Here is a 25,850-nt window from a genome sequence, read left to right as displayed (position 1 = left end):
CACTCGTCGTTTAAAGGGCAGTAGCATCACCGAAAAGGGTGGTATCCCAGATGCCGTTAGAACGCCGTACACGAACAGCACCAAATCCGTTGTTAATAGGTGTAAGTTTTTCGCAGATACGCTCTAACCTTCCTACAGTCTCGCGATCGAGGTTTGGTTTCCTGCTTGCCCCTGAGCTAATGAAAGCTGAATTCGATTTTTCGCGAATGCGAATGCGGTCCTCGTCGGTAGGAAGCTTCACCCTGCCCCTAGAAAAGGGAGTAAGGAGCGACAGCGGTTGTTCGCGTAATAGCACGTCCCATGTACCTGCAAATTCTGCCGTGGAGGACCCGTGATGCGCGACCTTGTAGAGGCCCGCTTTGCGCCTTCTTGATCCGAAGCGTGATTCCACGATGCCGCGCCACCCTGCATCTGCGTGATGTTCGAGATCTGAACCTAGAAGAATAGCTTCGTCACCGAAGTCAACGTGCACCACTACTGATTCAAAATTCGGCTTGAGGTCGGGTGCATAGTCGATCGGAGTACTTTGCGGCGCAGGATCCTCGGGTGGAATATAGCCGGCAAAGTGTGCAATCGTCTGTGCTTGTCCAGCCGGCGTCGGTGAAAGGGCGGTAACTTGCACTCTGTTACCACCGTTTGTTGTAAATTCGTAAATTAACGAACTATGCCCAGTAGGAATTATTTCATTAGCACTACCGCTGACGCTCTGATATAGCTCACGTGTACCGCTACTCAGATTGTGCGTGTGTGCGCCAGAGTACGCAGCGAGGAAAGCCATTGCTTCCCTGTCGTTGAATACGTTGGAAATATGAAATGTCGCGTTCGAGCAGGCCGCCTGCACCTCCGAGATTCCGCGAACATGATCGTCATGCCAGTGCGAGGCGACAATGCTTACCACCGAAGTTGGCGGAACATTTATCGCCTCAAGGTATTCAAGCGACGCAGGGCGCCTACTGGAAGGATTGCGGCATGAATCGACCAGTATCCACGCATGGTCGCCTAGATGAACGGCAATTGCCTCACCGTATCCGGGTCCGAATACCACTATCTCCGGCTCATCGGGAGCCGGCCCCGCAGTGTATTGCATCGTTATTCGTCTAGCTTTTTTTCTGGCGCTAACTTTCCGAGTAAGCGATCTGCGTCTCGGCGGACGTTGTTGACCTGTGATTTGGTCCACGCCGGTAGACGTCTGAAACGAATGTCCTCCGTATTACGGATCGTCTTGCCTCGCAATTCGCGGTACAGCGACAAATAGAACACAGCGCCGGGCCTTACTAGATCTCTATCCTGTGGATTTACCCAACGCAACGAAATATCCGCAGTGTGCTCTGCTGTTGCGCGCGTTTTGGCACGCAAATTAACCTGCATTGTGCCTTGTGTTGGATCGATCTCTTGAACAACGCCTTCAAAAATCTCTATGGGAGCAGCATATACTGCTTGGCGTGGCCAAGCTCGTGGACGATTTTCAATACTAACTTCAGGCAAAATCGTAGATACTTTGCCTAGATCGACAGGCTCGATCGCCTCAGTAGTTGGCTTTTCTTCTTCACTTGAAGGGGGTAAGCCTAGTCGGCTAACGAGCGCATCCACATCCCACTTGCTAATCCTACTAGCCGTTGTTGTGTTTGTCCGAGCTGACGCCTGCGTCTTTGTCTCAAAAAGCGCAAAAACATCTGCACTCAGGGGCGCATTGGATTGAACATCCACCCAAGTAAGCACTGAGTCGCTATCGGACCGCGAATCGGTATATGCGATCGTTTCCATTAGCTTGCCTTCAATGCCCTCTCAATAATTTTATCGAAAGCTTCAGCAGACATACGCCAAGACGACTCCCACTTTTCACCGATTAGAGCTGCAGCAGCGCTTCCGTTGGCAACCGATTTATCGTCTGCGAGTAGTCGGTAGTGGTTGTTGATTCCGAGGTAGATCCCGGACTGAACCACCGCCGAGGGTTGCACGAAAAATCGCTGGTAATCGTTGTTCATGTCGATGATGCCAGCATCGCCCTTAGGTTGCATTATCACTTGAAGGTTTGCCAAGCCAATATGCTCAGCAGATGGAAACGCTTCGTGCCACATGCCCTTAGGGACAATGGCGTCCCCAATCCTGTGCAATTCCGCCATCGTATCAGGCCGATAATGTGCCCCATAGTTCAGCCCTACCGCACGCACGACCAGCGAGTCGATAGAAGTCAACAACCCTTGTGCAAGGTCATGCATCGCCGGTCCGGGTGCACCTTGAGAACGCAACGTCAGCTGGTTTGGTATGACCTGAACGTGAACCCAATTCGTCGCAAAAATCGTCATCTGCGACGATACGAGTAGACCGACACCTTCGGTACCCCCGATGGCCGCGGCTACGTCGTCTTCGCCAAGCAGTCCCATCCTCCCGAACCATTCCGGAGAATACAGGCTGGGTAGAAATTCACCCGCCAGAACGATTTGAGCTTCGAAAATTTCTAAATTTGCTGCCATCTTTAGCATAAAGCAATGATTTATGGGGGCCAGCCAGAAATTTCTCCCAATGAAATCAGGCAGATGCAAGCCTCGAGAAGGATATTACCGTGTTTGTCGGCACAACCATCTGCTTCTTAAGCATTTTTTGCGAGAATCGTGTCGACGCGTCAAGAGATCGGCGATTCTCGTGCCCGTTTCAGGGCATCTGGAGTGCTCGTCAGATTGCGTTTACGTAACGGGCCAAGCTGACCGCAAGCGTACCTGCCTCATAGTGCTCTCTGCAGGACGGCCGTGCGTCGAAAACTCACTATTAAGCGACAACGCAGGCGGGGAGGGGGACCGCGTTTTTGCGGGCTGGATTGCTGCATGCGCGCGTCATGCTCCTGCCCTGATTTCGCTCCGCCACCGCCGTGCCAATCTTGCAACAGGCCTGCCCGGCGCCCGGCAATGCTTGGAGGCCCCCCGCGCACCGGAGCCCGTCTGCGGCCTTCTGCGTCTGTACGCGGCGGGCACCCTATTCCGTATATACGGAAATTCCTTGCCTTCATCATTTTTCGTATATACAATAATTCCATGGAGATTACCTTTGACCCTGCGAAGCGCGACCGGACCTTCCTGGAGCGCGGCCTTGCATTCGAGGACGCCGCACAGGTATTCGAAGGAAGGACGCTCGACCGGGTTGACGACCGGTCCGACTATGGCGAAGAACGGATGATTACAGTCGGGCATCTTGCTGGCCGGATGGTGATCGTGGTGTGGACCCAACGCGGCGACGCTCGCCACGTTATTTCTATGAGGAAGGCAAATGAACGCGAACAAGCGCGTTTTGCGCAGCGACTTGAAGAAGGTTGATGCCAGCCGACCGGCTGGCACCGACTACGATGATGTTCCCGAGCTGGACGACGACTTTTTCGAGCAGGCCGATGAGCATATTGGCGGCGTCCTGGTGAAGCGTGGGCGCGGGCGGCCGCGCAGCTCGGAGAAAAAGCCCGTCAGCATTCGCCTTGATTCCGATCTGATCGAGGCTTACAAAGCCGATGGTGAGGGCTGGCAGACACGCATGAACGATGCCTTGCGCGATTATGCAAGGTCGCACGGGATGCTGTAGTACCGCGGTTTCCGTTCACGAAAGCGAATACCTGCATCGACAACCAGACTCCCAAAACGAAAGGCCGCCGCGTGTCACCACGCCGGCGGCCTTTTTGTTGGGCGGCGTGGCCTCCCCTTTCATTCAACGTCAAGAAATCGCGCCATCGCGAGATTGATCGCAGCCGCGCGCGAAAGCCCCAACTCGGCAGCGCGTGCATCGAAGCGCTTCAACAGATCCACGTCAACGCTCGGGCTTATCACCTCTTTCCGCCGACGCGTGGGTGCGGGTATCGGCTCGTGCGCGGCGTCGGGCGCGCCGGCGATGAACATATCGGCGTCGCTCGCCTGCCTCGCAATGCCCGGCCGTCTCGTGATTGCCATGTAGCCCCCTCCTAGATATTGATTTGATATCAACTTGCCATCTGTTCGATATCGCTTTGATATTGTCTTGATGGCAAATCGATATCTGGTTAAATGCCGAAGATCGCGGCCGTGAGGCGATCGATTTCCGCGCAGGCCACCAGGTCACGTCGCGGCATTTCCTCGACATGCAGGCCGGCACCGCTCGCATTCGCGAAGGCCTTGCGGCGGCCGAGCCGGAACGGCAGCAGTTCAACCTGCAAAAACTCCGCGATCGCGGCGGCCGCGTCGCGATTATCGGACCCGTTGGTGTCGGCCGCATTCAGGAATGCGAAGGCCTGCAGGTCGTGAACGGCGCGTGCCTCGTCGACGAGCTGCACCATGTCCTGCATGGCCCACACGTCGAACGTACGGGGCAGGCACGGAATCACGACGGCATCGCAGACCGTGAGCGCGGCGCGTAGCGCGCTCGAATCTCGGCCGCCGGCATCGATCACCACGAAATCATAGGCGTCACGCTGTTGGAGCACCTGGGCACGCAGCGTGGCGCCGTTGGCATAAGCCGACGCGGCAATCGGCGGCCGCCCGCTTTCCGCACGCATGGTAATCGCGGTAACGCTGGTTTCCTGCCGATCGCCATCAACGAGCCACACATGCGCACCTTCGCGTGCCAGCCCGATTGCGAACTGCAGCGAGCTCGTCGACTTACCCGTGCCGCCCTTCGAATTTGCCACCACAACGGTTTTCATAATGCTCCCCCGAGCAGGATTGAAACGCATGGCCGATATCACGTCGATATCGATCTAATTGCTTTGAAGCCGGACCGCTATTCGCCGAATTGCAGTGCGACCGTTTCACGCCGCTCGCGGCGTGGGATAGGCGTTTGCGGCGGGAACATTTCGATTCGTGTGCGGTACGTGTGGCCGCACGTCACGTCATCGCACTGGAAGTCGAGCAGCCATGACACGGGCGACTCCTTTTCGATCGACCTGGCGATACCGCGCGCGCCACAGTGCGGGCATTTGATAGTGAACCTCATATCGCCCTCGCTAGCGCTGCTGTCGTGCGTGCGTTGAAGCCACCGCGAAGCATCGGTGAGGGCCGCACTTCGAGCGTCACGTCGGGGCGCGGCTTTGCGGACGCCGACAGCGAGAACAGGATTTCGAAGCCCGCCGGCGTGCGATAGCCGCAGTCCTCGCAGACGAAGTACATGCGTCGCATGGTGTCGGACAGGCCTTCCGTGTGCCGAGCGTCGATATCGCCGCCGCAGCAAGGGCAATCGATTTTCATGGTCGTCATTCCGGTCTCCGGTCAGTACGAATTGCGCCGCCGCCGGCGAAATTCTGGGCCGCGCCGTCGAAATCTGGATCGAGTGGCGCGGCCCCGTGGTGTTCAAATGCCGGCTCTGCGGCCGGTCGCGTACAGTTATTCACACAGGTCCGAGGCGCGCGCTGCGCGCGCTCAACACCCGAACCATTCGCGCGCGAGCCCGTGCGCACAACTTCCCACCGGTAGCGCTTCGAGTCGACCGTGACCGTGCGCGGTAGTACGTCAATCCAGTTGCCGATCACGTCGCGCACCTTTGCGACTTCGAAATACTCGACACCGACAGGCTTTGCAGCGGATTCCTCGCCGTAGGCCGTGCGCGAGCCATCACGGAATGTCGCAAGGCGCACGCGATAGTTGCGGCCGCAATGCACGCCGCCCTGGGCGTTGACGTAGTGATCCCACGCGACGGACGCGTTGTCGCGCCCTTCGAGCTTGGCGACGCGGTTGACAGCGTTGTGCGCCGCACGTACGTGGGCGGGCGCATCAGCGGGCACCGATTCAACACGGCGCAACTCGCGCCATACCGTGACCGGCGCCCCACCGATTTGCTGGAACTGGCGAATGCGCCAGCGCGAGGCCCACGCTTCCACGCGCGCAGACGTTTCGAGCGCGTCGTTTCCGATCAGATCCTTGTCGAGCTTGTAGCCGTCGATATTCTTTGCGACGTACTTCGCGATATAGGCAGCGGCCGTACCGAGTGCTGCGTCCATGCGCTTGAAGTCGCAGCGCTTCTCCAGTGCGCCCGCTTCGTCGCCGTCCATTTCGAGCGCGTAACGGCGCACGATCGACTCGACGGTCGAATCGTGCTGCGGCGGATAGAACACGAGCAGATGCCAGTGCGGCGTGCCGTCGTGTTGCGGCTCGGCGATGCGGAAGCCGTAGAGCGCGATATCCCGGCGCGCGAGCGCGGCACGGATGCGCGCCCATACGCCGCGTAGATACGCCTGCGCCTCGTCGGGCTTCGTGCCGTCGTAGCGCGGGTTGCGAATCGCCCGCGTGCCGGCCATCCTGAAGGCGTGCATTTTCGACGGGCATGTGACCGTCAGGAACAGGCCCGCGTGCGCCGAGGCGATCGCGATGCGCTCGAATCCGGCGATGCGCGTCATGAGCTCGGCGCGACGGATTGCCTTGTTGGCCGGCCCCTTTGCCGAGAGTTCGGCCAGCGTGAATTCCTGGTCGGTATCGAGGTTGCGCGCGATCGTGCTTTCGAGCATCGCCGCATTGCGGGTGTTCTGCGCTTCGCGCGCAGCGAGGCCTTCATTGGACACGTACACGTCGCGCGAGCGGTTCACGAGTCCGAAATCGATCGCGGCCGCCTCAACGGCGCGCGCGTGCGCGCGGCGCATGCGCATCGTCCACCATTTCGGCGCGATCATGCGGCGTACAGCGCCTTCGTCCGTGATACGGCCCGTGGCGGGCGGCACGCCGCGCGATTCGCAGAAGTCGGCGAGCATCGCGCGCGCTTCCAGCACTTCCACGTCGGCGAGCTCAAGCGCCGAGACACCGGCGGCCCGCGTTGCGCAGCGCCCTGCTTCCTGCCACGCCTCAAGCGTAAGTAGACGCACGCGAGCCTGTTCGGCGCACGCCTGTGCGTGCGCGATCACGTCATGGTCGAGTGCATCGAGCGGCAACTCATCGCTAACGGCATGGCCGGCGAGCGCCGCGACAGTCTCGCGGAGTCCAACATTGGCAAAGCGTTGCGCGTCGTTCTCCGCTGTGACCATCTTCGGGTTGAATGTCGAGCGGCGGCGATCCCACTCGCGCATCATGTTCGCCTGCCAGCGACGCGGAAACGGCGCGACGAGCCCGGCGGCCCATACGTCGTTGGTGCCATGCATTACGCGAAGCCCCGCACGGTGCGAGAGATCGCAGCCCAATAGGCTTCAGGCGTCACGTTCATGTGGCGCGGCGTCGGGCTTTGCCCCGCGCCGTGCGTTGCCTTTGCCGTAGTGAGAATGGATTTGATACGGGAGAGCTCGGCGTCGCCTCGTGCCGTTGCGCGGATATGTGCGACGCTCGGCGCGGCCTGCGCCTTGAACGACAGGTGCGTATCGCCCGCATAGCCGATATCGCCATCTTCCACTCGATATCCGATTTCCCCGAAAGCGGTTGATGTGCGCATAGCGGTTACGCGCCGAGCCAGTAGAAAAAGCGATCGAGCGCGCGAGCGATGCGCGACGGGCGGCGGTTGAACGGACCTTCGATAGTGAAGCCGCCGAGGGAGGACGGATGGATGCGGCATGTCGCGCGGCTGTATTTGGCCGCATAGCGCCACGTTTGACGCGGGGAGCGAAGGAGTCTGCCCCATACTCGTGGTTCCGCTATCAAACAAAGAATCGTATGAACTCGACCCTTCACGCCGGCGTTGAAGCCGGAATAGACGATGAAGCTATTAGCGCTTTTCTCGCGAGCCGCCCGCCACGTAGCCCGATTGATGGCGCGGCGATGGTCATTGGTGTACGCAACGACTTGTGGGAGATCTACCGGACCATCACCACGTACGGTTTGGGCGAGTACGTTGAGTGCTGCAACTTTCTCACCGCGCTCGGCCTGACCGATTGCCTCGTCCCGGGCGAAACCGCCGACGGCTTCGATAGCATCTTCGGTGAGGACTGAGGCACGCACAGCGACATCGGCGCTGTTTTGGCCCCGCTTTGAGCCGCCTACACGTTGCGAATCGGTGAGACCTGTAACGATATGTTGCGGCAAAACTTGCATTTTGCTTTCCCCTTGTCAACCCCGAGAGCAACGTTTTTAAGAAACATCGCCCCAGCGGCCGGGTAGCAAATCCAGCACTGGCGGGGTTGGAGACCAGTTGCCGGGGCGACAGGCCGAAGAATAGTATCAGTTACGGAAACGTGTCAATGACTGATACGTATCACTCATGGAGACTGTTGCATCAAATGAAGCGTCGCAGTACCTTTGACGCCGGGTTGATTCACTTTGATTTACAAGGGGTTGTCTATGAAAACGACAGTCGAATGGCTCGACGCGGTGAAAGCCCGCCTCGACCTGCCCTCCGATTACGCCGCTGCCAAGGCGCTGAATGTGACGCGCGGTGCGGTAAGCAAGTACCGGAATCAGCAGTCGGTTTTTGATGAAAAGACGGCGATCCGCGTCGCCGAGATTCTCGGGAGTGATCCGTTGGAAGTGATCGCTTCCGCGCGCGTTGAGAGCGCGAAAGATGCCGAAACGCGTGGCGTTTGGATGCACGCTTTGGAAATTTTTTCCAAGGGTTTTCGGTTGCTGGCGCTACCCGCTAACGCTTGTGGGACTTGGCTCCCACAGGTGTAACGCCAGCTAAAGTTAGCCTCTACGAAGATTAATCTTTATCTTATGTAAAATAATAGGAACTAGTTTGAACAAGCCAAACGAAAACGGGCCGCTCAACGGCCCTTCTGGAAATATGGAAATGCGTGCCGGTTTGGCCGGCGCTTAGGCGTGGTGCGTCGACAGCCATTCCCGCAGGGCGTTGTTCATGCGCGTTTGCCACCCTTCCCCGCTGGCCTTGAAGCTCTCGACGATATCGGCGTCGTACCGCACCGTAACTGCAACTTTCGGATTGGCGAGTTTCGGCCGACCGCCGCGCCGCTTCATCTGCGCAAACTGCTCGTCGGTCGGCACGAACGTGTCGGGGTCATTCGCGATTCCGCGAGCAATCGCGGCTTCCTCTTCCGGTGTGTTACGGATCAATTTGTGTGGCTTGCTCATCGCTGTCTATCTCCCGGTTGTTGGCCTTGCGCAGACTGATAACTGGAAAAGTTTCGCCGCGCTGCGTGAACACGACGGCTTCCGCGAGGGGCAGAGACACGCCATGCTTGCGTTGGTTGGCTTCGCTCTTGGCCGAGTCGCAGGTCGTTTTCATCGATTTATTGTAGTTACAAAAAAAGCTTGCAAGAGATTGTTGTAACTACAGTTATTAACCTCCTCGGCGGAAGTGCGACCGATGCCTGCCTGTCGGTCGTCGGATCGTCGCGCACTTCGTCAATCCCTTGAATTCACTCTTAATTTCGAATATATTGGAAATATGGAAGAAAAAAACATCGTCCGTGCCCTTGCGGCGCTTGCCCACGAAGTGCGCCTGCGCGTATTCCGGATGCTGGTTGTCGCCGGACCGGCCGGCTTGACGCCCGGCGCCATCGCGACACAGCTGGATCTGCCCAATGCAACGCTCTCTTTTCATCTGAAGGAGTTGATGCACGCCGGGCTGGTCACGCAGGAGCGCGACGGGCGCAGCCTGATCTATCGCGCTGCGTATGGACAGATGAACGCGGTGCTGGGCTTTCTGACCGAGAACTGCTGCCAGGGGCAAGCTTGCCTCGCGCGCGGCACAGATTCATGCCAATGCTGACGGAGAACGTCCATGAAGCGGTTTCACATTCACGTCCACGTTGACGATATCGCAGCCAATGTCGCGTTCTATTCGAAGCTGTTCGGTGCAGCACCGACCCGCATCGAAACGGATTACGCAAAGTGGATGCTGGACGATCCTCGCGTGAACTTCGCGATCTCAACGCGCGGTACGAAGGTCGGTGTCGACCACCTGGGTTTCCAGGTGAATGACACAGCGGAGCTGGCCGAACTCGCGCAGCGTGCACAGGCCGCGGACATGAGCTTGCTCGACCAGGGTGAAACGACCTGCTGCTATGCGCGCAGCGACAAGCACTGGATTGTTGACCCGCAAGGAATCGCTTGGGAGTACTACCATACCATCGAATCCGCGCCGGTCTACGGCGAAAGCCGGCAGGCAGCCCCTGCTTCGGGCGTGGCTGCCTGCTGCGGGCCAAGCGGCAAGCCCATTGCCATTCCTGTGAAATCGACCGGTTCGGCCTGCTGCTGATCGCGAACGCGTCTGACGATACCATGACCACCAACGTCCTGATTCTCTGCACGCACAATTCTGCACGTAGCGTGCTTGCCGAAGCCATGCTGAACCGCAGGGCACGCAAGCTCGGCAAGGACGTCCGCGCGTTCAGCGCCGGCAGCGCGCCCGGTGGCCGCATCAATCCGTTCGCGCTCGAAGCGTTGACGAACGCGGGTATCGATACGGAAGGCTATCGCAGCAAGAGCTGGGATGAATTCGCGCAGAACGGCGCGCCGCCTATGCGCATCGTCATCACGGTATGCGACAGCGCGGCCGCCGAACCATGCCCGTTCTGGCCTGGTAGCCCGGTCAAGGTCCACTGGGGCTACGCTGATCCGTCGAACGCACCGGGCGGCGATGAAGGCAAGCGCCAGGCGTTCGAACTGACACGCCAGGCCATCGGCTATCGCATGCTGCAACTGCTCGAATTGCCCCTGGACCGCCTGGAGAATGCCGAGCTTCAGCAGGCACTCGACGCCATTCTGCAGAGCTGACCTTTTCCCCTTCGAGTTGTGCAATGAACACCCCCAACGTCGCGGCTTCGCGCAGGACTGCATCGAAACCGGCCATCAGCTTCTTCGAACGATACCTGACCGTCTGGGTCGCGCTTTGCATTGTTGCGGGCATCCTGCTCGGCCAGGTTCTGCCGGGCGTATTCCAGGCGATTGGCGGGATGGAATACGCGCACGTCAATCTGCCGGTCGGTTTGCTGATCTGGGTGATGATCATCCCGATGCTCGTCAAGGTCGACTTCGGCTCGCTGCATGAAGTGCGTCAGCACATTAAGGGCATTGGCGTCACGCTCGTCGTCAACTGGCTGGTCAAGCCGTTCACGATGGCGTTCCTCGCGTGGCTCTTCATCAAGCAGCTGTTCGCGCCGATGTTGCCCGCGGCGCAGCTCGGCAGCTATGTGGCCGGGCTGATCCTGCTGGCCGCCGCGCCCTGCACGGCGATGGTGTTCGTGTGGAGCCGCCTGACTGGCGGCGACCCGCTGTTCACGCTCTCGCAGGTTGCACTCAACGACAGCATCATGGTGGTCGCGTTTGCGCCGCTCGTCGGCCTGCTGCTGGGCATCTCGGCGATCACGGTGCCGTGGGCAACGCTGTTCACGTCGGTCGTGCTTTACATCGTCATTCCCGTGATCCTCGCGCAGATCCTGCGCAAGGTGCTGCTCGCCGGCGGAGAGGCGGCGTTCGAGGCGGTCATGGCGAAGATCGGTCCCTGGTCGATCACGGCGCTGCTCGCGACGCTGGTGCTGCTGTTCGCCTTCCAGGGTGAAGCCATCCTGAAGCAGCCGCTAGTCATCGTGCTGCTCGCCGTGCCGATCCTGATTCAGGTGTTCTTCAATTCGGCGCTCGCGTACTGGCTCAATCGTGCGGTCGGCGAAAAGCACAATATCGCCTGTCCGTCTGCGTTGATTGGGGCGTCGAACTTCTTTGAGCTGGCCGTCGCCACGGCAATCGGTCTGTTCGGTTTCGACTCGGGCGCCGCGCTGGCAACGGTCGTGGGCGTGCTGATCGAGGTGCCGGTCATGCTGCTCGTCGTGCGCATCGTCAACCGCTCGAAGAGTTGGTACGAGTGCGTCTGAAGATTGCCGAACGAAGCTCAGGTCCGCTTTGGGCTGGCACTCAGGCCAGCGTCCGCGAAGGTCGGAAACGCGCCATGATCTACGCCTGGTCCGCTTCGCGATCGTGCAGGGCTCGTTGCGTTTCGATCTGGTCGAGATGATTCACCGCCCACGTTGCAAGCCGCATCAGCGGCAAGGAGAGTGACCCGCCAAGCTCGGTCAGCGCGTACTCGACTTGCGGCGGGACAGTCGGATAGACGGTTCGCGTCACCATCCCGTCGCGCTCCGGGGCTTTCAACGTGGGGGTCAGCATTTGCTGGGAAATTCCGCCAATGAGGCGTTTCAGCTCGTTAAAGCGCCGCGGCTGCTGCGCCAGCATGGTGATAAGAAGCCGCGAGATTCATCGCATCAAACCCGGTAGAGCACGGATAACGGCTGTGGCGAAACGCCGTGTATCCGCACGTGGGACGGAAAACTGCGCTTACAAAAACGGCCCCGGCAGCGATGGGCCGCGGGGGCAAAATGAGCGATGTCGTCGATGCGATTCTTCGATCAGGAATACGAAGCGCCTGTCAAGCTCGCTTGCGAGCCGGCTGCGCCAGATGCTCGACGAGAAAGTCCACGAACACCCGCACGCGCGACGACAGATAACGGCCGTGCGGATACAGCAGGATGAACGGCCGCGTGCAGCGGCCGCAGTCGCTCAAGACCTCCACGAGCCGCCCTTCGCGCAGATCCTCCTCGAGGATGAAGCGGTAGGTCTGAAACAGCCCGGCGCCGCTCCTCGCGAGCGTAACGCCCGCCAGCACGTCGCCCGACGTGCCGTAGCCGCCGTGCGTCACGACGTCGGTTTCCCCGGAGGCATTCTCGAACGTCCACGGAATGTTGCGCCCGCTGCTCGGCCGCTCGAACTGAATGCATTCGTGCGCCTGCAGGGCTTCGACGGACTCCGGCACGCCCGCGCGCCGCAGATAGGCGGGCGACGCCACCACGGCCAGCTCGGCGTCCTCCAGCTTGCGCGCGATCAGGCTCGAGTCCTCGGGAGCGCGCCCTCGTATCGCGAGGTCGTAGCCCTGGTCGGCAAAGTCGATGTTGCGATTGCTCAGATGCGCTTCCACCTGCACCTGCGGATAGAGTTCACGAAAAGCCGGCAGGAGCGGCAGGACGCGATAGTGCCCGTAAGGCGTCGGCATGCTGATTCTGAGCACGCCGGCGGGCGTGCTCTGCTGCCCCGTCGCTTCGCGCTCGGCGTCCACGAGCTGCGCGAGTGCCGCCCGGCATTGCTCGAAGTAGCGCTGACCCGAATCGGTCAGACGAATCTGCCTCGTGGTCCGCACGAAGAGCCGCACGCCAAGGCGCTCTTCGAGCCTCGCCACCGACCGGCTCACCGCGGCGGGCGTGACGCTCGCCGCGTTGGCCGCCAGCGTGAAGCTGCCCTGCTCCGCCGCGAGACAGAAGAGTTCGATGCTGCCGAGCAGCAGGTCGTCGAATTTGCGTTGCATGGCCCGGGTTCCGCTGATGAAGTGTCAGACGTGAATGTCCCGCATCTGCTTCAAACAATCGCGCATCTCGTGCTCCAGTTGCGCAAAGAGTTGCGCCGCCGGCAACGCACGCGCCAGCGCGGCAGCCTGCCCCGCCCATTGCGCGCCATACCCGTACTCTCCCTTGGCTTTCGCCGCCGCGTGGAGCGCCTTGCCGGCGTCGTAGGCGATCGGATAAGCGGGCGAGTTCGGCGCCTGCGGATCGTCGCCGAGCGCCGTGAAGCGGTTCACCATGCTGCGCGCGATGCGCCCCGAAATGGCCTTCGTGAACGTCGTGTGCTGCGCGGCCTCGCTGAGCAGCGCGCGGCGGTAGCCCTCGTCGATCGAGGTTTCGGCCGCCGCGACAAACGCGGTCCCGAGTTGCGCGGCTTGCGCGCCCAGCGCGAGCGCCGCGACGATGCCCGCGCCGTCCATGATGCCGCCGGCCGCGATCACGGGCACGCTCAGCGCGCGAACCAGCAGGCGCGTCAGCGCGAATGTGCCGAGGCGTTCGTCCGTGGCGTTCGGGTCGAATACGCCGCGGTGGCCGCCCGCTTCGATGCCCTGCGCCACGACCGCATCCACGCCCGCGGCCTCGGCCTGCCGCGCTTCGTCCAGATTCGTCGCGGCGGCGAACAGCTTGATGCCGGCACGCCGGAGTTCCGCCATGGTGTCCGCCGCCGGGAGTCCGAAATGAAAACTGACGACGGCCGGCCGCTCTTCCGCGAGCATGGTCTGCATGTCGCGGTCCACGAGGAAGCTCGTGTAGATTTCGTTGAGCGTGGCGGGCGGCGTTGCGCCGAACTGCGCGAACGCGGGCTCGAGCCACTCGCGCCAGGCTTTTTCGACCGCCGCGTCGGCGTGCGCCGGCTCATGGCAGAACACATTGACGTTGAACGGCTTGTTCGTGAGCGCGCGCGTGGCGCGAATGGTCTTGCGCGCACCTTCGGCGTTCATCGCGCCGACACCGAGCGAGCCGAGACCGCCCGCATTCGAAACGGCGGCGGCCAGCTCGGGCGTGGTCACGCCGGCCATCGGCGCCTGGATGATCGGCTTCGCAATGCCGAGAATGTTCAGCAACGTACCGTTGCCGGATGCATGACTCATTTCCTCTCTCCGCAAAACAAACGGCCAAATGCATTCAACGTCCGCGCGCCCAATGCGCGAGTGCGGCGCAGGTGGCCAGCAGCGCCGCCGTTACGTAAAAGACCGAGTGCAGCCCGAGGTGCACGCCAATCACGCCGCCCACGAGCGGTCCGAACACCTGGCCGCTGAATTGCGCGGACTGCAGATAGCCGAGCATCTGCCCCGTCGCGCGCTCGTCCACCGACTGCCGCGCGAGCTTGCCGATGGAAGGCAGCAGGCCGGCGAGCGACATGCCCATTGCCACGCGCAACCCGGCCAGTTGCCACCAGTGCGTGACCCAGGCTTGAGGCACCATGGCGAGCGCGGTCGCCAGCAGGCACCCGATGATGACATTCCAGCTGCCGATACGGTCGGCCAGTGCGCCGAGCCGCGACGCGGTGAGCATGCTCCCCAGCGCCGAGCACGCCATCACGAGCCCGGCCGTGCGCGCCAGATGGCCGGCGTTCACGCCAAGGCCGCCGATATAGACCGTGATGATCGGCTCGATCGACATGTTGGCGAGCAGCACCATCATCGCCGTCACGAGGATCGCGGCGACGGCTGCGCGGCGCGTGGCGCGATGCGGGGTGTGCTGCGATCCGGCCGCGGCCCCGCCCGGACGGCCCCGTCCGTCGCGGCCCGGGTGAAAGTCCTCGCGCACCACGGCCATCGTCAGCAGCGCGGCCACGGCGATCACGGCGCCGCCCGCGAAGAACGTCCCGCGTATGCCGATCCACCCCGGCAGCAAGCCGCCGATGAGCGGCCCGACGAGATTGCCCGCGAGCGCTCCCGTCGAGAGAATGCCGAGCGCCCAGCCCGCGCGCTCGCGCGGCGCCTGGGTGCCGATCATGACCGTCGAGGCGGAGGCGTAGCCGCCCACGAGCCCGGCGACGAGCCGCAGGCCGACGAGCTCGTACACATTGTGCGCGAGTCCGATCAGCGACATCACGATCGCCATGCCGATGGCCGCGCGCACGAGCATGGGCTTGCGGCCGAAGCGGTCCGCGAGGCGCCCCCAGATCGGGGCGGTGACGGCCGTGCCGAGGAAGGTTGCGCTGAACGCGACGCCCGACCACTGGATCACCGCCGACTGCGAGCTCACGCCAAGCTGCCGCACGTACAGCGGCAGGAACGGCAGCAGCATGCTGAGGCTGACCAGCGTCGTGAACGAGCCGAATACGCACACGGCCAGATTGCGGCGCCAGTAGTTCGCGTTGCGTTCGACGTAGCCGGCAGCGGCGGAAGCGGCAACGCCAGCGGCCGCGCCCGGCGTGGAGGAGGCAAGCTGATTCATCGCGCGCCCCTCTTGCCAGGCCGGCCTTGCGCGAGGGACACGGGGGGATTCGGTGCTGTGGACTGCATCTCGCCTCTCCATGCAAAAAGCGCCGCGAGAGCGCTCGTCGTCGATGGAAGCGAGTCTAGATTGCTACGCCAATAGAGAGAATCACCGACGCACGGAAGGCATTCTTCCGCGGGACGATTCAATCGTGATCCGTAATGCGTTGCAGCCGGGTGAAATGCGCGCGCAGGCGCGGCGTCGCGAAATCGACGAACGCGCGCACTTTCGGCACCGAGAGCCGCCCTTGCGGAGTCAGCAGATGGATCGGCAGCGGCGCGTGCTCGGCATCGCGCAGCACGATCTTCAGCGCGCCCGACTGCACGTGCTCGGCCACATGGTAGGAAAAAAGCCGCGTGAGGCCGTGACCGGCCAGCGCCGACGCCACCGCACCGCGAATCGTATTGACGGTCAGGCGCGGCGCAAACTGCACCACCTGCGGTATGGCGGCCTTGCCGGCGGTGGGAAAGCTCCACGAATCGAGCCCGAAGTGCGTCATGGAGATGATGGGGTGCCCGGCGAGATCGGCCGGATCGTGGATGGCGGGATGCGCGGCCAGGTAGTCCGGCGAGGCCACCACCACGCGCCGCACCTCGCCGATGGGCACCGCCACCAGTGTCGAGTCGGCGAGATGCGCGAACCGCAGCGCCACGTCGATACCCTCGTCGATCAGGCTGACCGGGCGGTCGAGCAGTTGCAGGCGGGCCGATACCTCGGGGTGGCGGTCGATGAATTCGTCGAGCAGCGGGCGCAGCACGTCCTCGCCCGCGGCGACCGGCCCCGTCAGCGTGAGGAGCCCGCGCGGCGCCGAGCGTTCGTCGGCAACCAGCATGTCGGCTTCTTCGAGGTCCGCGAGAATGCGCCGGCAGGCCAGCGCGTAGCGCTCGCCCGCCTCGCTCAGCTTGAGCGTGCGCGTCGTGCGGTACAGCAGGGGCGTGCCGGTATGGGTTTCGAGGAACGCAATGGCGCGGCTCACCGCGGCGGGAGAACGGCCGAGCCGGCGGCCCGCGCCCGCGAGGCTGTTTTCGTCGAGAGCGGCGATGAAGACCTTCATCGCTTCGATTCGATCCATGGCGCGTCGGGGTAGTCGAGGCAGAGCAAAAAGGGGCTGCTGCAGTCTACCGTATGGCGCGCGAGAGCCGCCGCGACGCGGGCAGCGGCGCGGGCGACGGGCAATGGCGGCGCGGGCGGCGTGCGGGCGGCCCCGCACGCCAGCCTCCTTACTTCGTCGTCACCGGATCGTCGTTGAGCGTCTTGAGGAACGCGATGATGTCGCGGATATCGCTGTTCGTCATGGCCGGCGTGTCGCCGAACTTGCGGTCGAACGGCGCGTCCGTCACGTCCACGTTCTTCTGCAGCGCCGCCGGGATATCGTCGTACTTCTCGACCTTGCCGTCGGCGCCGCGCGGATAGAACTTGCCCGGGTCCGTGTTCCGCTCGTTGTAGAACGCCATCACGTGATCGAGGTCGTGATAGATGCCGTTGTGGAAGAACACGGTGCGCGTGGTCGAGTTGCGCAGCGTCGGCGTAAGGAACATCGCGCAGTACTGGGTCTGGTCCTTCAGGTCCTGGCGGAACGGCCCGCACACGCCCAGATCGAAGAACTTCGGGTCCTGGTTCTGCGCGAGCTTGCGGTTGCGCGGCACGCCGAGCGCTTCGTACTGGTAGTCCGTGAACATCGGCGGCAGACCATCCTTGCCCGGCTTCGAGAGGTGGCAGCCCGCGCAGTTGGCCTTGTTCGGATCGTTGAAGAGGCGCAGCCCGCGCAGTTCCGCCTGGGTCAGGCGCGCATGGCCTTCGAGCCAGCGATCGTATTTGCTGTTGTACGGGTGGAACGACGGGTCTTCCACCTGGTAGCGCGAGATCGCGAACATCGCCTCGGAAACGGCGAGCCGCTTGTCGCTGAAGATGCGCGGGCCGAAAAGTTCGGTGAAGCGCTTCGCGTACGGCAGCCGCTCGAGCTTGGCGGCCACGGTGTCCACATTCGGGTTCGCCATCTCGACGGGATTGAGCAGCGGACCATAGGCCTGCTGCTGCAGCGTGTCGACGCGGCCGTCCCAGAACAGGCCGCCCTGCGGCACCATCTCGACCGAGGTCGAAGGCCCGCCCGCCGTCTTCTGCGACTTGACCACGTCGGCCGACGAGGCGGCGAGCTGCGCGACCGTGGGCGCGTCGTCGTTTTCGCCCGCATCCGGGCCGATGCTGAAATTCGGCTGGCGATACAGATACATGAGCGACGGCGGCGGGCGATAGCCCTCCTGCTTCATCGCGAGACCGCCCTCCTGCACGTCGAGGCCGTTCGGCGGCCCGTAAGAGTGCTCGGGGCTGTGGCACGAGGCGCACGACTGCTGGCCCGACGCCGAGAGCGACTTGTCGTAGAAGAGCTGCTTGCCCAGCTGCGCCATGGCGGAGAGCGGCGCCACGGGCGGGCGCTGCAGCACGACCGGATGCGCATTCGCGCCGGTGAGATTTTCGACGATCTCGCCGACGGACTCGGGCACGTCGGCGGGGTATGCGAGCGCGAACGCCCCGAAGCCGAGCGCGGCGACGACGACGGCAATGGCCAGCCGCAAGGCGATGCGCGCGCCGGACGGCGCGGCTGAGGAAGCGGAAGAAGACGACGCGGAAAGCTCAGTCATGGTGCAATCTTCGAGTGCCAGGAGATAGATGCAAAAAGCCGTGCGGCTGGCGCACGGCGTGGTTTTCGGCACCGAGCCGGTCCGGACCGGCCGCCCGCTTCGTCGACGCTCGCGGGCGGCACGGTCAACGGCGCGCTCAGCTGGCCGGCGGCGTGGAGACCTGGGTGCCCTGAGTCGGGTCGAGGTACAGCACCGGGTTGAGGCCCGTGCTGTTGAAATTGAACAGCGCGCGCATGTCGCCTGCCGTGGCGTCGAACGAACCGCCGCCAAGACGCGCACTGCCCAGCCAGTTGTCTTCGATGAAGCGCGTGACCGAAGCCTGGTTGATGAGCGTGTGATCCACGTAGTTTGCCTTCGCCCACGGCGAGATCACGAGGAACGGAATGCGCGTGCCCGGGCCGCAGCGGCCGTTGACCGGCGAACCGGAAACGCCCGTCGGCTGCGTGCCGGTACCGCACACGCCATTGCCGTTGAGCTGGTCGACCGCGTTCATCGACGACGTGACAGGCTTCACGAACTGGTGGTCGTACCAGCCGTCCGAATCGTCATAGGTCACGACGACCGCCGTGTTCTTCCAGTCCGGCTGCTGCATCAGGAAGTTCACGACCTTCGTCACGAAAAGCTGCTCGTCGAGCGGGTCCGAGTAGCCCGCGTGCGCGTCCTGGGCTGCCGGCGCCTTCAGGAAGCTGACCGACGGGTAGTTGCCCGCCTGCACGGCCGCGAAGAAGTCATCCGTGTCGTACTGGTGGTTCGCCGGCTCCGGCGTCTTGCCGTCGCTCTCGACGCTCGAGCCGATCGCGGCCATCGAACTCGGGCGCGTATGCTGCGGATTCGAGGTCGTCTGGTAGTACTGGAACCAGTTGTGGTGCGGCACGTAGTCGGCCGTCGCGGCGTTGACTGCGGTGGCGATCGTGCTGCGCTTGCAGCCCGTCGTGCCGTTGCTGTTCACGGTCTGCAGGTTGAACCCGCCCATGAAGCCGCCCCACGTGATGCTCTTCGAGTTGAGCAGGTCGCCGACGTTCTTCCCGGTCATCATGACCTGATCGGTCGTGCTCGAGCACATGTCGTAGCCCGGATCCGCGTCGCCAATCTCGGTCAGGCCGCCTGCGCCGTCCTCGATGTAGTACGAGGACTTCGCGAGCGTCGAAGGCTGCGCCGTCGTCTTGACGAGCTGCATGCCGTTGGTCTGGCCCGAGACCACTTCGAGGGCGCCCGGCGTGGACGGACCGTAGGCGGCCGTCCATGCGTTGTCGCTCATCGCGAAGTGCTGCGCGTAGTTCCAGAGCGCCGTGACGGTGTTGCCGTCGAAGTAGCCCATCACCTGGCCCGTCGTGCCGAACGCGCCCGCGCCGCCCGCCGTGGCGCTACCCGTGTACTTCGGGAACAGGTCCATGGCGCCGTTGTCGTAGGCCTGCTGCTCCGGCGTATAGGCGTGGTTCTGGTCCGACGTGGCCGCCTGCGTGCGGTCGAGGCGGAACGGATTGGCCTGGCCCGGCGCATTGGCGGCGTTCGTGAAGTTCGGGTTCGACGTAAGCAGCGAGCCCGAAAGACCGTTGGGAGTCGGCGTGCCCGCTGCGGCAGAAAATGCCGGCTCGCCCGACGGATTCGCAGCGCTCGGGTACGTGGCGAAGTAGTGATCGAACGAGACGTTCTCGTTGTAGATCACGACGAGATGCTTGATCGGCGTAACGGTCGGCAATGCGTCCTGCGCCGACACGACCGTCGAGGGGCTGCTGGAGTTCGAGCTGCTGCCGCAGGCAAAGAGCGTGGCCAGAAGACCAACGCACGGCAAAGCCAGTAAGGCACGGTGTTTCATGTTAACGGGCTCCATCGATTGTTCGAATTGCTTTTCTAGAGTCCTGTACTACGCGACGAAAACGCGTGAGTCCGATCCGTCGCGCCAGCCAGTGTATGTGAGTGCGCCAGACATCAGAGCGAGCGCATTAGACCACCCTAACGTGACTCCACGGCGACTGTTTAATTTCCATTTCCTTTCTATTTATTTCTTTTTGTAATAAATGTAGGCCGCGCCCGTTGCACGGCGGCGCATACGGAAGCGCCGGCCGCAAAAAAACAAACCGGAAAAAATACGATATGGGCCGACGGCCCATATCGCCCACCGAAAGCGCGGTGGCAAACGCCGGCGGGTGGAGTCGCCGGTGCGGATTTCGGTCGCCCGTTGCCCGGGCGCCCGTGCTCAGCGGTACTGCCCGGCGAGCGCCGATACCTGCTGGATGTTTTCCGGCGTGATGAAGCCCGGACCCGAGGCGATGTTGCGCGCTTCATAAACGGGCTTGAGCCCGTAATCCTTGAGCCGCTGCTGGAATTTCGGATTCCTCTCCAGCTCGGCGCGCGCCGCCTCCACGTCGGTGTTCTTGTTCTGATGCAGGATCGCGAGTATCGCGACCGGAATGTAGCCCTGCAGATAGGGCTGCTGATCGGTGCAGAACTTGATCGTGCCGTCCTTGATGGCCGCGGCCACGTCCGGGTCGATGTCGAAGGTCGCAAACCAGATCTTGCCGGCAAGCCCGAGGCTCTTCACCGCGCGTATGGTGGGGTCGGCCGAGGTGGGGCCGAGCGTGAGCACGGCCTGCGTGTCCGGATGATTGCGCAAATACGCGCTCACCTTCGACTCGATGCCCGTGGGGTCGGTGCCGGAATCGAGCACGGAGGTTTTCATGTCGGCGCCGATGGCGTCGGCGAAACCGCGGCAGCGCTCGAACGAAAGCGGATTCGTCGCGTAGTGGTTCACGCACAGGAAGGTCTTCACGCCGTCGGCCTTCGCGCGCAGGCCCGCCGCCTTGCCCGCGAGATATTCGGGCTGCCCCACGTGCATCAGCGCGCCCAGTTCTGCGCTTTGCTGCTCCGTGCCCGTATTGGCGGTGATGAACGGGATGTTCTTCGCCTTCAGGCGCCCGAGCGAGCCTTTGAGAAGGTCGTAGTCGGCAATGGTCGTGACCACGCCGTCATAGTTTCGCGCGGCCGCCTGGTTCACGAGCTGCACCATGTCCGCAATGTCGCCATTGGGCGGATTGCGGTAATCGGTCTGCACGTTGAAGTCCTCGTCGGCCTGCTTGATGCCGTTTTTCACCGTATTCCACCAGGCGTCCGAATCGGGCGCGTGAGAGATGAAATCGAAGTGCGCGACGGGCTCGGCACGCGCGCCCGGGCTCAGTCCCAACGCGAGGACGGCTGCCGCGAGCGGCACCGCACGCAATATTCTGCTGAACGTAAAACTCATGACTGTCTCCTTGGATAGATCGCCTCGGCTTGTCGTTATGGTCGTGGGATGAAATCAATCGGCTGCCAGGCCGATGAAGATCCTGCCGTCCTCCACCTTCACCGGATGCGTCGCGAGATTCACGCAGACGGGGGCTCCCTTCGCGGCGCCGGTGGGGATGTGAAAGCGTCCCATATGCATGGGGCACTCGATGATTTCGCCGAAAACAAGGCCTTCCGCGAGGCGCGCCGTTTCGTGCGTGCAGACGCCGGCCGTCGCGTAGAAGCCCGTGGGCGTGTGATAGACCGCATAGAGTTCGCCGTCGCGGTCGAACTCGATCACGTCTTCTTCTTCGAGGTCATCGCTCGCGCAGACCTCGTGCCATTGCAGGATGTTCATGGTGGGGTGTCTCCTTCGGGGTATCAGCGCACTTCGGCGGCGAATTCGGCAGCGTCGGACCGGCTTTGCGCAACAGGCGCCGTCTTGCCCGGCACCTGCGGCGTGACCATGTACCCGGGGTCGCGGCGCTGCATGCGGAACACGTGCAGGATTTCGCGCCAGGCATGGCCGAGCCCGTCGTAGGCCGGCGGCAGATCGTTCTCGATCGCGCGGCGCAGCTGCGGCAACGCATGGAACGGCACGTTGGGGAACATGTGGTGCTCGACGTGATAGTTCATGTTCCAGTACAGGAACTGCAGCATCGGATTGAGGCGGATCGTGCGCGTGGAAAAGCGGTGATCGAGCTCGTTCTCGCGCAGCCCCGTGTGCTGCGTGATGGCCAGCAGCTCGTGCAGCCATGCACCGTACGAACGCGGCAGCAAGAGAAACACAACCGGCAGCCAGCTTTGCGCGACGATGGCGGAGGCGCCCACGCCCACGTAAAGCACCAGCATCACGCGTGAATTACGGCACATCGCGCGGTATTCGACCGGAGGCACGACGGCCTTCGCGCTCTTCGAAACGATGCCGAGGCTGTGCAGCACGATGTTGCCCAGGTGGTGGACGCCGTGGGAGACGCGCAGAAAATCCGTGGCGAGCTTCAGATAGTTCGGCGGACGCTTGACCGCGATTTCCACGTCGGCCGGCACGGTGGCCGTGAGGTGCGTATAGGTGTGATGCTGCGCATGCGACCAGCGGCTGTAGATCTGCTCGCGCCACGTCATGAAGCAGATGATCCAGTGCACCGACTCGTTGAGCCATTCGCTGCGAAACGGCGTGCGATGGCGCAGCTCATGCTCCATCGCCTCGGCGAACGCGAAGATCGTGCCGTAAAGCAGGAGCGCCGGGACGCACCAGCGCGTGCCGAGCGCGCACCCGCCGAGCACGCCGGTAACGACGACGAGCGCCATGAACCCGCCGAAGTACGCGAGCGCAACGTGGTCGTTGCGGCGCGTGAGCGCCTTGAGCGTCTTGCGCTCGAGCCGGCATTTGTACCAGTCGTCCATCGTGATCGGTTGCGGGCGGCCCGGTTGCGGGGAAGTTACGGACATGGAAACGTCTCCGGTGCGATAGCTTGAGTGCGTGTTCGGAAGGAGTGGCGTGTGGTGTTCGCCCTCGTCTTTGAGGCATATTAAAGTCTCCAAATGAGCAATCGTCAAAAGGCAAAATGCCTCATTTAGAGATATCGAGGGTAAATACGCAGGGGTAGGCCTGCCAAACACAGGCGTTGCAGCCGAATTGGCCGGATAGCCTCAAATTGAGGCAAAATAACCGGAAACGTGCTCGATCAGGAATCGCAATGAAAGGCCGGCCCACACTCAAGCAGCTCATGGAGATCACCCAGCTCAGCCGGGCGACCATCGACCGCGTGCTCAACGACCGTCCCGGCGTGCATCCGCGCACGCGCAGCGCCGTGGAGGCCGCGCTCCGCGGGCTGGAAGCGGGCACGGCGCCGGCGGCGGCTGGCAAGGCGCCTTCAACCGGTGCGCAAGCGCCCTATCGCGCGTGCTTCGTGCTCCAGGCAGGCGATGCCTTCACGGCGGAACTCATGCGCGCCGCCGAGGGCTTCGCGGCCATCCTCGCGCAAAGCGGCGTGACGCTCGATATCGTCGACTGCGTTGGCGCGTCCGACGAAACCGTCGCGCAACGCGTGCGCGAGGCAGCGGTCGAGGCCGACGGCATCGGCATCATCTGCACCAACACGCCGACGATCACGGCGGCGCTGCGCGAGTGCATGGCGGCGGGCAAAGGGGTCGTGACGATGATCACGGACGTGGATGCCGATGCGCGCCACACCTACGTAGGCGTCAACAATCGCGCGGCGGGACAGGCTGCCGCCTTTCTGATCGGCCGGCATCTGGAGACACGGCCCTCGCCTTCGGTGGCCGTGGTGGTGGCGACGTTCTCGTACACCTGCCACGAGGACCGCGAGATCGGCTTTCGTTCGCTGCTGCGCCAGCGCTTTCCGAACGTCAACGTGGTCGAGGTGATCAAGGGCGCGGATTCGGGGGCGGCGACCTACGAAGCCACGCGCCGCTGCATGGAGATGCATGGCGCGCTCGACGGCGTCTACAACGTCGCCGGCGGCAACGAAGGGCTGGCTCAGGCGTTGCAGGAACGTTCGCTCGCGGGCAAGACGCTCTATGTGACGCACGAGGTCAATCGCGTCACCGAACCGCTGCTGCGCGCGGACGTGATCGACTATCTGCTTTCGCAGGACTTGCGCCTCTTGATCGGCACCACGGTGGAGCATCTTCGCGGCGCGGCGCGAGACAAGGCCGTGGCGAGCCAGGCACTGCTTCCCATTGAGACCTGGTCGCGTTATTCGCTGTCCTGAGTGTTTGCGTGCGTGCGGCCCGAGCAATTTATTATCGCTCGGGCAGGCTGTCCGCGCGGGCCCGGAAAATCAGTGCGCAATACAGACAGACTTCGTTTCCGTGAAGCTTTCCACCGCGCCCTTGCCGAACTCGCGACCGATCCCCGACTGCTTCATGCCGCCGAACGGCATGCTCGGGTCGAGCGGCACATGGGAGTTCACCCACACCGTACCCGCGTCGATCTCGCGCACGAGCTTCATGGCCGCGCGCAGGTCGTTCGTCCACAGGCTCGCCGCGAGACCATACTGGGAGTCGTTGGCGAGCCGCAACGCTTCCTCGGGCTCGTCGAACGGCACGAGCGCGAGCACGGGGCCGAACACCTCGTCGCGAATGATCGCCGCATCCGGCGGGACGTCGGCGATCACGGCCGGACGCACGTAATAGCCCGGCCCCTCCACGGGCGCGCCGCCGGCCATGAACTTGAGCCCGGCCTCCCTGGCGACGGCGATATGACGCTCGACACGCTCGCGATGGCCCGCCGAAACCAGCGGGTTGATTTGCGCTTCGGGATCGATCCCCGGGCCGATCTTCATCGACCCGGCAATGTCGGCCAGCGCTTCGGCGATCGTCCGGTACTTGCTGCGGTGCACGTAAATGCGCGAAGCCGCCGCGCAAACCTGCCCCTGGTTCAGAAAGCCGCCGGCCAGCATGCCCTGCACGGCCGTATCGACGTCGACGTCGGCCAGCATCACGGCCGGATTCTTGCCGCCCAGTTCGAGCGAGAAACGCGTGAGGTTCTGCAGCGCTGCCGCGCCGACAAGCTTGCCGGTGGGCGTCGAGCCCGTGAACGAGATCTTCGCCACGCCGGGATGCGAAGCCAGCGCCGCCCCGCTCTCGCGCCCGCCCGTGACCACGTTGAACACGCCGGCGGGAATGCCGGCCTCGATGGCCAGTTCGGCGAGGCGCAAGGCCGTGAGCGGGGTCTCGGGCGAAGGTTTGATGACGACCGTGCAGCCCGCGGCGAGCGCGGGAACAAGCTTCCATACCGCGATCATCAGCGGGAAATTCCACGGCACGATGCCCGCCACCACGCCCACCGGCTCCTTGCGCGTGAATGCCGTGTATTGCGCGCCCGGCGGAAACGGAATCGACACGTCGAGCGTCTCGCCGTGAATCTTGGTGGCCCAGCCCGCCATGTAGCGCACGTATTCGACCGTCGCCCCGACTTCGATCGCTCTCGCGATGTTGATCGATTTACCCTGATTCAGGGTTTCGAGCTGCGCGAGTTCTTCGCCGTGCGCTTCGATGACGTCGGCGAGGCGCAGAAGAATGCGTTCGCGGTCGGCGGGGCGCAGGCCGCTCCAGCGGCGCTCGACGAACGCCTCGTGGGCGCTGGCGACGGCGCGGTCGACGTCCGCGCTGTCCGCGTCGGGCACGCGTGCGATCGCCGTGCCCGTCGCCGGATTGAAGACGTCGATCCAGTGGCCCGAGTGCGCCGGCTGCGAACGGCCGTTGATGAAAAGACCGAAGTCGCGGTCAAGAAATCGTTCGATGGCCGCACGGGCCGCTTCCGTGGCGTTGCTCGTCAT

The 25,850-nt window shown here is 63.0% G+C and carries 31 protein-coding genes; 8 read left to right on the top strand and 23 right to left on the bottom strand.

The window, feature by feature from the left end:
* Window positions 1-10: 10 nt before the first annotated feature.
* The 3 genes from BAC01S_RS34525 to BAC01S_RS09500 are packed head-to-tail and all read right to left on the bottom strand — an operon-like array spanning window position 11 to window position 2,543.
* Complete coding sequence (locus BAC01S_RS34525) at window positions 11-1,087, bottom strand: MBL fold metallo-hydrolase (protein WP_156954364.1); 1,077 nt, start codon at window positions 1,085-1,087, stop codon at window positions 11-13.
* A 2-nt stretch (window positions 1,088-1,089) separates the two neighbouring features.
* A complete protein-coding gene (locus BAC01S_RS34520) occupies window positions 1,090-1,764 on the bottom strand; it encodes a hypothetical protein (RefSeq protein ID WP_156954363.1) in 675 nt (224 codons plus the stop codon).
* On the bottom strand, window positions 1,764-2,543 hold the full coding sequence (locus BAC01S_RS09500) for a hypothetical protein (RefSeq protein WP_156954362.1): 780 nt from the start codon (window positions 2,541-2,543) through the stop codon (window positions 1,764-1,766). Before BAC01S_RS09500 ends, BAC01S_RS34520 begins: the two co-directional genes overlap by 1 nt.
* 486 nt (window positions 2,544-3,029) lie before the next feature.
* Here BAC01S_RS09500 and BAC01S_RS33755 point away from each other — a divergent pair, with 486 nt between their 5' ends.
* Together BAC01S_RS33755 and BAC01S_RS30790 are read left to right on the top strand one after the other, a co-directional pair.
* On the top strand, window positions 3,030-3,308 hold the full coding sequence (locus tag BAC01S_RS33755) for a BrnT family toxin (protein ID WP_084168470.1): 279 nt from the start codon (window positions 3,030-3,032) through the stop codon (window positions 3,306-3,308).
* Window positions 3,262-3,564, top strand: coding sequence for a BrnA antitoxin family protein (locus tag BAC01S_RS30790; RefSeq protein WP_084168437.1), 303 nt, complete (start codon window positions 3,262-3,264; stop codon window positions 3,562-3,564). Before BAC01S_RS33755 ends, BAC01S_RS30790 begins: the two co-directional genes overlap by 47 nt.
* 119 nt (window positions 3,565-3,683) lie before the next feature.
* Here the strand turns inward: BAC01S_RS30790 and BAC01S_RS09490 are convergent, their stop codons facing one another.
* The 7 genes from BAC01S_RS09490 to BAC01S_RS34515 form a co-directional block, all read right to left on the bottom strand.
* The gene (locus tag BAC01S_RS09490; RefSeq protein WP_156954361.1) at window positions 3,684-3,875 is read right to left on the bottom strand and encodes a ribbon-helix-helix protein, CopG family; all 192 of its coding nucleotides are present in this window, start codon (window positions 3,873-3,875) and stop codon (window positions 3,684-3,686) included.
* A gap of 140 nt (window positions 3,876-4,015) precedes the next feature.
* Window positions 4,016-4,684 carry an AAA family ATPase gene (locus BAC01S_RS09485; RefSeq protein WP_407667915.1) on the bottom strand — a complete coding sequence of 223 codons (669 nt, stop codon included), beginning with the start codon at window positions 4,682-4,684 and terminating at the stop codon, window positions 4,016-4,018.
* Between the two features lie 47 nt (window positions 4,685-4,731).
* Complete coding sequence (locus BAC01S_RS33750) at window positions 4,732-4,944, bottom strand: ogr/Delta-like zinc finger family protein (protein ID WP_027794552.1); 213 nt, start codon at window positions 4,942-4,944, stop codon at window positions 4,732-4,734.
* Window positions 4,941-5,204 carry an ogr/Delta-like zinc finger family protein gene (locus tag BAC01S_RS09475; protein ID WP_027794551.1) on the bottom strand — a complete coding sequence of 88 codons (264 nt, stop codon included), beginning with the start codon at window positions 5,202-5,204 and terminating at the stop codon, window positions 4,941-4,943. The genes BAC01S_RS33750 and BAC01S_RS09475 overlap by 4 nt, the downstream gene beginning before the upstream one ends.
* Window positions 5,201-7,072 carry a replication endonuclease gene (locus BAC01S_RS30785; protein WP_052408722.1) on the bottom strand — a complete coding sequence of 624 codons (1,872 nt, stop codon included), beginning with the start codon at window positions 7,070-7,072 and terminating at the stop codon, window positions 5,201-5,203. The genes BAC01S_RS09475 and BAC01S_RS30785 overlap by 4 nt, the downstream gene beginning before the upstream one ends.
* Window positions 7,072-7,356, bottom strand: coding sequence for a hypothetical protein (locus tag BAC01S_RS09465; protein ID WP_218001657.1), 285 nt, complete (start codon window positions 7,354-7,356; stop codon window positions 7,072-7,074). The genes BAC01S_RS30785 and BAC01S_RS09465 overlap by 1 nt, the downstream gene beginning before the upstream one ends.
* Before the next feature lie 5 nt (window positions 7,357-7,361).
* Complete coding sequence (locus BAC01S_RS34515; protein WP_156954360.1) at window positions 7,362-7,952, bottom strand: hypothetical protein; 591 nt, start codon at window positions 7,950-7,952, stop codon at window positions 7,362-7,364.
* 246 nt (window positions 7,953-8,198) lie between these two features.
* On the opposite strand from BAC01S_RS34515, the gene BAC01S_RS09455 reads away from it, so the two are divergent.
* On the top strand, window positions 8,199-8,528 hold the full coding sequence (locus BAC01S_RS09455) for a helix-turn-helix domain-containing protein (protein ID WP_027794549.1): 330 nt from the start codon (window positions 8,199-8,201) through the stop codon (window positions 8,526-8,528).
* A gap of 141 nt (window positions 8,529-8,669) precedes the next feature.
* On the opposite strand, the gene BAC01S_RS09450 is transcribed toward BAC01S_RS09455, so the two are convergent.
* Window positions 8,670-8,945: a BrnA antitoxin family protein gene (locus BAC01S_RS09450; protein WP_027794548.1), complete on the bottom strand. Its 276-nt coding sequence runs from the start codon at window positions 8,943-8,945 to the stop codon at window positions 8,670-8,672.
* On the bottom strand, window positions 8,917-9,099 hold the full coding sequence (locus BAC01S_RS34510; RefSeq protein WP_156954359.1) for a BrnT family toxin: 183 nt from the start codon (window positions 9,097-9,099) through the stop codon (window positions 8,917-8,919). Before BAC01S_RS34510 ends, BAC01S_RS09450 begins: the two co-directional genes overlap by 29 nt.
* A 162-nt stretch (window positions 9,100-9,261) precedes the next feature.
* Between BAC01S_RS34510 and BAC01S_RS09445 the strand changes: the two genes are divergently transcribed.
* From BAC01S_RS09445 to arsB, 4 genes are read left to right on the top strand one after another with little or no spacing between them, the layout of a single operon-like run.
* Entirely contained in the window at window positions 9,262-9,585 is a 324-nt protein-coding gene (locus tag BAC01S_RS09445) for an ArsR/SmtB family transcription factor (RefSeq protein WP_027794547.1), read from the top strand.
* A 12-nt stretch (window positions 9,586-9,597) separates the two neighbouring features.
* Window positions 9,598-10,074, top strand: coding sequence for an ArsI/CadI family heavy metal resistance metalloenzyme (locus BAC01S_RS09440; protein WP_027794546.1), 477 nt, complete (start codon window positions 9,598-9,600; stop codon window positions 10,072-10,074).
* A gap of 23 nt (window positions 10,075-10,097) precedes the next feature.
* Window positions 10,098-10,592, top strand: coding sequence for an arsenate reductase ArsC (locus BAC01S_RS09435; protein WP_027794545.1), 495 nt, complete (start codon window positions 10,098-10,100; stop codon window positions 10,590-10,592).
* A gap of 23 nt (window positions 10,593-10,615) precedes the next feature.
* Entirely contained in the window at window positions 10,616-11,686 is a 1,071-nt protein-coding gene (gene arsB, locus BAC01S_RS09430; RefSeq protein ID WP_027794544.1) for an ACR3 family arsenite efflux transporter, read from the top strand.
* A gap of 79 nt (window positions 11,687-11,765) precedes the next feature.
* Here the strand turns inward: arsB and BAC01S_RS30775 are convergent, their stop codons facing one another.
* The 10 genes from BAC01S_RS30775 to BAC01S_RS09380 all read right to left on the bottom strand — a co-directional run bounded on the left by BAC01S_RS30775 (window position 11,766) and on the right by BAC01S_RS09380 (window position 22,995).
* Entirely contained in the window at window positions 11,766-12,044 is a 279-nt protein-coding gene (locus BAC01S_RS30775; protein ID WP_084168435.1) for a winged helix-turn-helix transcriptional regulator, read from the bottom strand.
* A 193-nt stretch (window positions 12,045-12,237) separates the two neighbouring features.
* Entirely contained in the window at window positions 12,238-13,167 is a 930-nt protein-coding gene (locus BAC01S_RS09420; protein WP_027794543.1) for a LysR family transcriptional regulator, read from the bottom strand.
* Between the two features lie 24 nt (window positions 13,168-13,191).
* Window positions 13,192-14,292: an NAD(P)H-dependent flavin oxidoreductase gene (locus BAC01S_RS09415; RefSeq protein ID WP_027794542.1), complete on the bottom strand. Its 1,101-nt coding sequence runs from the start codon at window positions 14,290-14,292 to the stop codon at window positions 13,192-13,194.
* Between the two features lie 34 nt (window positions 14,293-14,326).
* Entirely contained in the window at window positions 14,327-15,604 is a 1,278-nt protein-coding gene (locus BAC01S_RS09410) for an MFS transporter (RefSeq protein WP_027794541.1), read from the bottom strand.
* Between the two features lie 187 nt (window positions 15,605-15,791).
* Window positions 15,792-16,718 carry a LysR family transcriptional regulator gene (locus BAC01S_RS09405; RefSeq protein WP_027794540.1) on the bottom strand — a complete coding sequence of 309 codons (927 nt, stop codon included), beginning with the start codon at window positions 16,716-16,718 and terminating at the stop codon, window positions 15,792-15,794.
* A 148-nt stretch (window positions 16,719-16,866) separates the two neighbouring features.
* Entirely contained in the window at window positions 16,867-18,285 is a 1,419-nt protein-coding gene (locus BAC01S_RS09400) for a cytochrome-c peroxidase (protein ID WP_027794539.1), read from the bottom strand.
* A gap of 136 nt (window positions 18,286-18,421) precedes the next feature.
* Window positions 18,422-20,101, bottom strand: a complete 1,680-nt coding sequence (locus tag BAC01S_RS09395) for a phospholipase C (RefSeq protein WP_027794538.1) — start codon at window positions 20,099-20,101, stop codon at window positions 18,422-18,424.
* A 381-nt stretch (window positions 20,102-20,482) separates the two neighbouring features.
* Window positions 20,483-21,526 carry a sugar ABC transporter substrate-binding protein gene (locus BAC01S_RS09390; protein ID WP_027794537.1) on the bottom strand — a complete coding sequence of 348 codons (1,044 nt, stop codon included), beginning with the start codon at window positions 21,524-21,526 and terminating at the stop codon, window positions 20,483-20,485.
* A 54-nt stretch (window positions 21,527-21,580) separates the two neighbouring features.
* Window positions 21,581-21,904 (bottom strand): non-heme iron oxygenase ferredoxin subunit, encoded by a 324-nt coding sequence (locus BAC01S_RS09385; RefSeq protein ID WP_027794536.1) that lies wholly within the window; start codon window positions 21,902-21,904, stop codon window positions 21,581-21,583.
* Window positions 21,905-21,927: 23 nt separating this feature from the next.
* Window positions 21,928-22,995: a fatty acid desaturase gene (locus BAC01S_RS09380; protein ID WP_027794535.1), complete on the bottom strand. Its 1,068-nt coding sequence runs from the start codon at window positions 22,993-22,995 to the stop codon at window positions 21,928-21,930.
* A 248-nt stretch (window positions 22,996-23,243) separates the two neighbouring features.
* Between BAC01S_RS09380 and BAC01S_RS09375 the strand changes: the two genes are divergently transcribed.
* Window positions 23,244-24,281 (top strand): LacI family DNA-binding transcriptional regulator, encoded by a 1,038-nt coding sequence (locus BAC01S_RS09375; protein ID WP_027794534.1) that lies wholly within the window; start codon window positions 23,244-23,246, stop codon window positions 24,279-24,281.
* A 69-nt stretch (window positions 24,282-24,350) separates the two neighbouring features.
* Here BAC01S_RS09375 and BAC01S_RS09370 read toward each other — a convergent pair whose 3' ends face one another.
* The gene (locus tag BAC01S_RS09370; RefSeq protein ID WP_027794533.1) at window positions 24,351-25,850 is read right to left on the bottom strand and encodes an aldehyde dehydrogenase family protein; all 1,500 of its coding nucleotides are present in this window, start codon (window positions 25,848-25,850) and stop codon (window positions 24,351-24,353) included.

The sequence above is a fragment of the Paraburkholderia acidipaludis NBRC 101816 genome, assembly GCF_000684975.1.
Classification (GTDB): Bacteria; Pseudomonadota; Gammaproteobacteria; order Burkholderiales; family Burkholderiaceae; genus Paraburkholderia; species Paraburkholderia acidipaludis.
This window is presented reverse-complemented; position numbering and strand designations above follow the sequence as displayed.

Bases quoted from the DNA above. Each gene is read 5' to 3' on its own strand.
- BAC01S_RS09400 (WP_027794539.1), bottom strand. From the start codon at position 18,285: ATGACTGAGCTTTCCGCGTCGTCTTCTTCCGCTTCCTCAGCCGCGCCG.
- BAC01S_RS09475 (WP_027794551.1), bottom strand. From the start codon at position 5,204: ATGACGACCATGAAAATCGATTGCCCTTGCTGCGGCGGCGATATCGAC.
- BAC01S_RS34510 (WP_156954359.1), bottom strand. From the start codon at position 9,099: ATGAAAACGACCTGCGACTCGGCCAAGAGCGAAGCCAACCAACGCAAG.
- BAC01S_RS09490 (WP_156954361.1), bottom strand. From the start codon at position 3,875: ATGTTCATCGCCGGCGCGCCCGACGCCGCGCACGAGCCGATACCCGCA.
- BAC01S_RS09375 (WP_027794534.1), top strand. From the start codon at position 23,244: ATGAAAGGCCGGCCCACACTCAAGCAGCTCATGGAGATCACCCAGCTC.
- BAC01S_RS09405 (WP_027794540.1), bottom strand. From the start codon at position 16,718: ATGGATCGAATCGAAGCGATGAAGGTCTTCATCGCCGCTCTCGACGAA.
- BAC01S_RS09395 (WP_027794538.1), bottom strand. From the start codon at position 20,101: ATGAAACACCGTGCCTTACTGGCTTTGCCGTGCGTTGGTCTTCTGGCC.
- BAC01S_RS09455 (WP_027794549.1), top strand. From the start codon at position 8,199: ATGAAAACGACAGTCGAATGGCTCGACGCGGTGAAAGCCCGCCTCGAC.
- BAC01S_RS30790 (WP_084168437.1), top strand. From the start codon at position 3,262: ATGAACGCGAACAAGCGCGTTTTGCGCAGCGACTTGAAGAAGGTTGAT.
- BAC01S_RS09445 (WP_027794547.1), top strand. From the start codon at position 9,262: ATGGAAGAAAAAAACATCGTCCGTGCCCTTGCGGCGCTTGCCCACGAA.
- BAC01S_RS30775 (WP_084168435.1), bottom strand. From the start codon at position 12,044: ATGCTGGCGCAGCAGCCGCGGCGCTTTAACGAGCTGAAACGCCTCATT.
- BAC01S_RS09390 (WP_027794537.1), bottom strand. From the start codon at position 21,526: ATGAGTTTTACGTTCAGCAGAATATTGCGTGCGGTGCCGCTCGCGGCA.
- BAC01S_RS33750 (WP_027794552.1), bottom strand. From the start codon at position 4,944: ATGAGGTTCACTATCAAATGCCCGCACTGTGGCGCGCGCGGTATCGCC.
- BAC01S_RS09385 (WP_027794536.1), bottom strand. From the start codon at position 21,904: ATGAACATCCTGCAATGGCACGAGGTCTGCGCGAGCGATGACCTCGAA.
- BAC01S_RS09440 (WP_027794546.1), top strand. From the start codon at position 9,598: ATGAAGCGGTTTCACATTCACGTCCACGTTGACGATATCGCAGCCAAT.
- BAC01S_RS09410 (WP_027794541.1), bottom strand. From the start codon at position 15,604: ATGAATCAGCTTGCCTCCTCCACGCCGGGCGCGGCCGCTGGCGTTGCC.
- BAC01S_RS09485 (WP_407667915.1), bottom strand. From the start codon at position 4,684: ATGCGTTTCAATCCTGCTCGGGGGAGCATTATGAAAACCGTTGTGGTG.
- BAC01S_RS33755 (WP_084168470.1), top strand. From the start codon at position 3,030: ATGGAGATTACCTTTGACCCTGCGAAGCGCGACCGGACCTTCCTGGAG.
- BAC01S_RS30785 (WP_052408722.1), bottom strand. From the start codon at position 7,072: ATGCATGGCACCAACGACGTATGGGCCGCCGGGCTCGTCGCGCCGTTT.
- arsB (WP_027794544.1), top strand. From the start codon at position 10,616: ATGAACACCCCCAACGTCGCGGCTTCGCGCAGGACTGCATCGAAACCG.
- BAC01S_RS34520 (WP_156954363.1), bottom strand. From the start codon at position 1,764: ATGGAAACGATCGCATATACCGATTCGCGGTCCGATAGCGACTCAGTG.
- BAC01S_RS09380 (WP_027794535.1), bottom strand. From the start codon at position 22,995: ATGTCCGTAACTTCCCCGCAACCGGGCCGCCCGCAACCGATCACGATG.
- BAC01S_RS34525 (WP_156954364.1), bottom strand. From the start codon at position 1,087: ATGCAATACACTGCGGGGCCGGCTCCCGATGAGCCGGAGATAGTGGTA.
- BAC01S_RS09370 (WP_027794533.1), bottom strand. From the start codon at position 25,850: ATGACGAGCAACGCCACGGAAGCGGCCCGTGCGGCCATCGAACGATTT.
- BAC01S_RS09435 (WP_027794545.1), top strand. From the start codon at position 10,098: ATGACCACCAACGTCCTGATTCTCTGCACGCACAATTCTGCACGTAGC.
- BAC01S_RS34515 (WP_156954360.1), bottom strand. From the start codon at position 7,952: ATGCAAGTTTTGCCGCAACATATCGTTACAGGTCTCACCGATTCGCAA.
- BAC01S_RS09415 (WP_027794542.1), bottom strand. From the start codon at position 14,292: ATGAGTCATGCATCCGGCAACGGTACGTTGCTGAACATTCTCGGCATT.
- BAC01S_RS09465 (WP_218001657.1), bottom strand. From the start codon at position 7,356: ATGCGCACATCAACCGCTTTCGGGGAAATCGGATATCGAGTGGAAGAT.
- BAC01S_RS09420 (WP_027794543.1), bottom strand. From the start codon at position 13,167: ATGCAACGCAAATTCGACGACCTGCTGCTCGGCAGCATCGAACTCTTC.
- BAC01S_RS09450 (WP_027794548.1), bottom strand. From the start codon at position 8,945: ATGAGCAAGCCACACAAATTGATCCGTAACACACCGGAAGAGGAAGCC.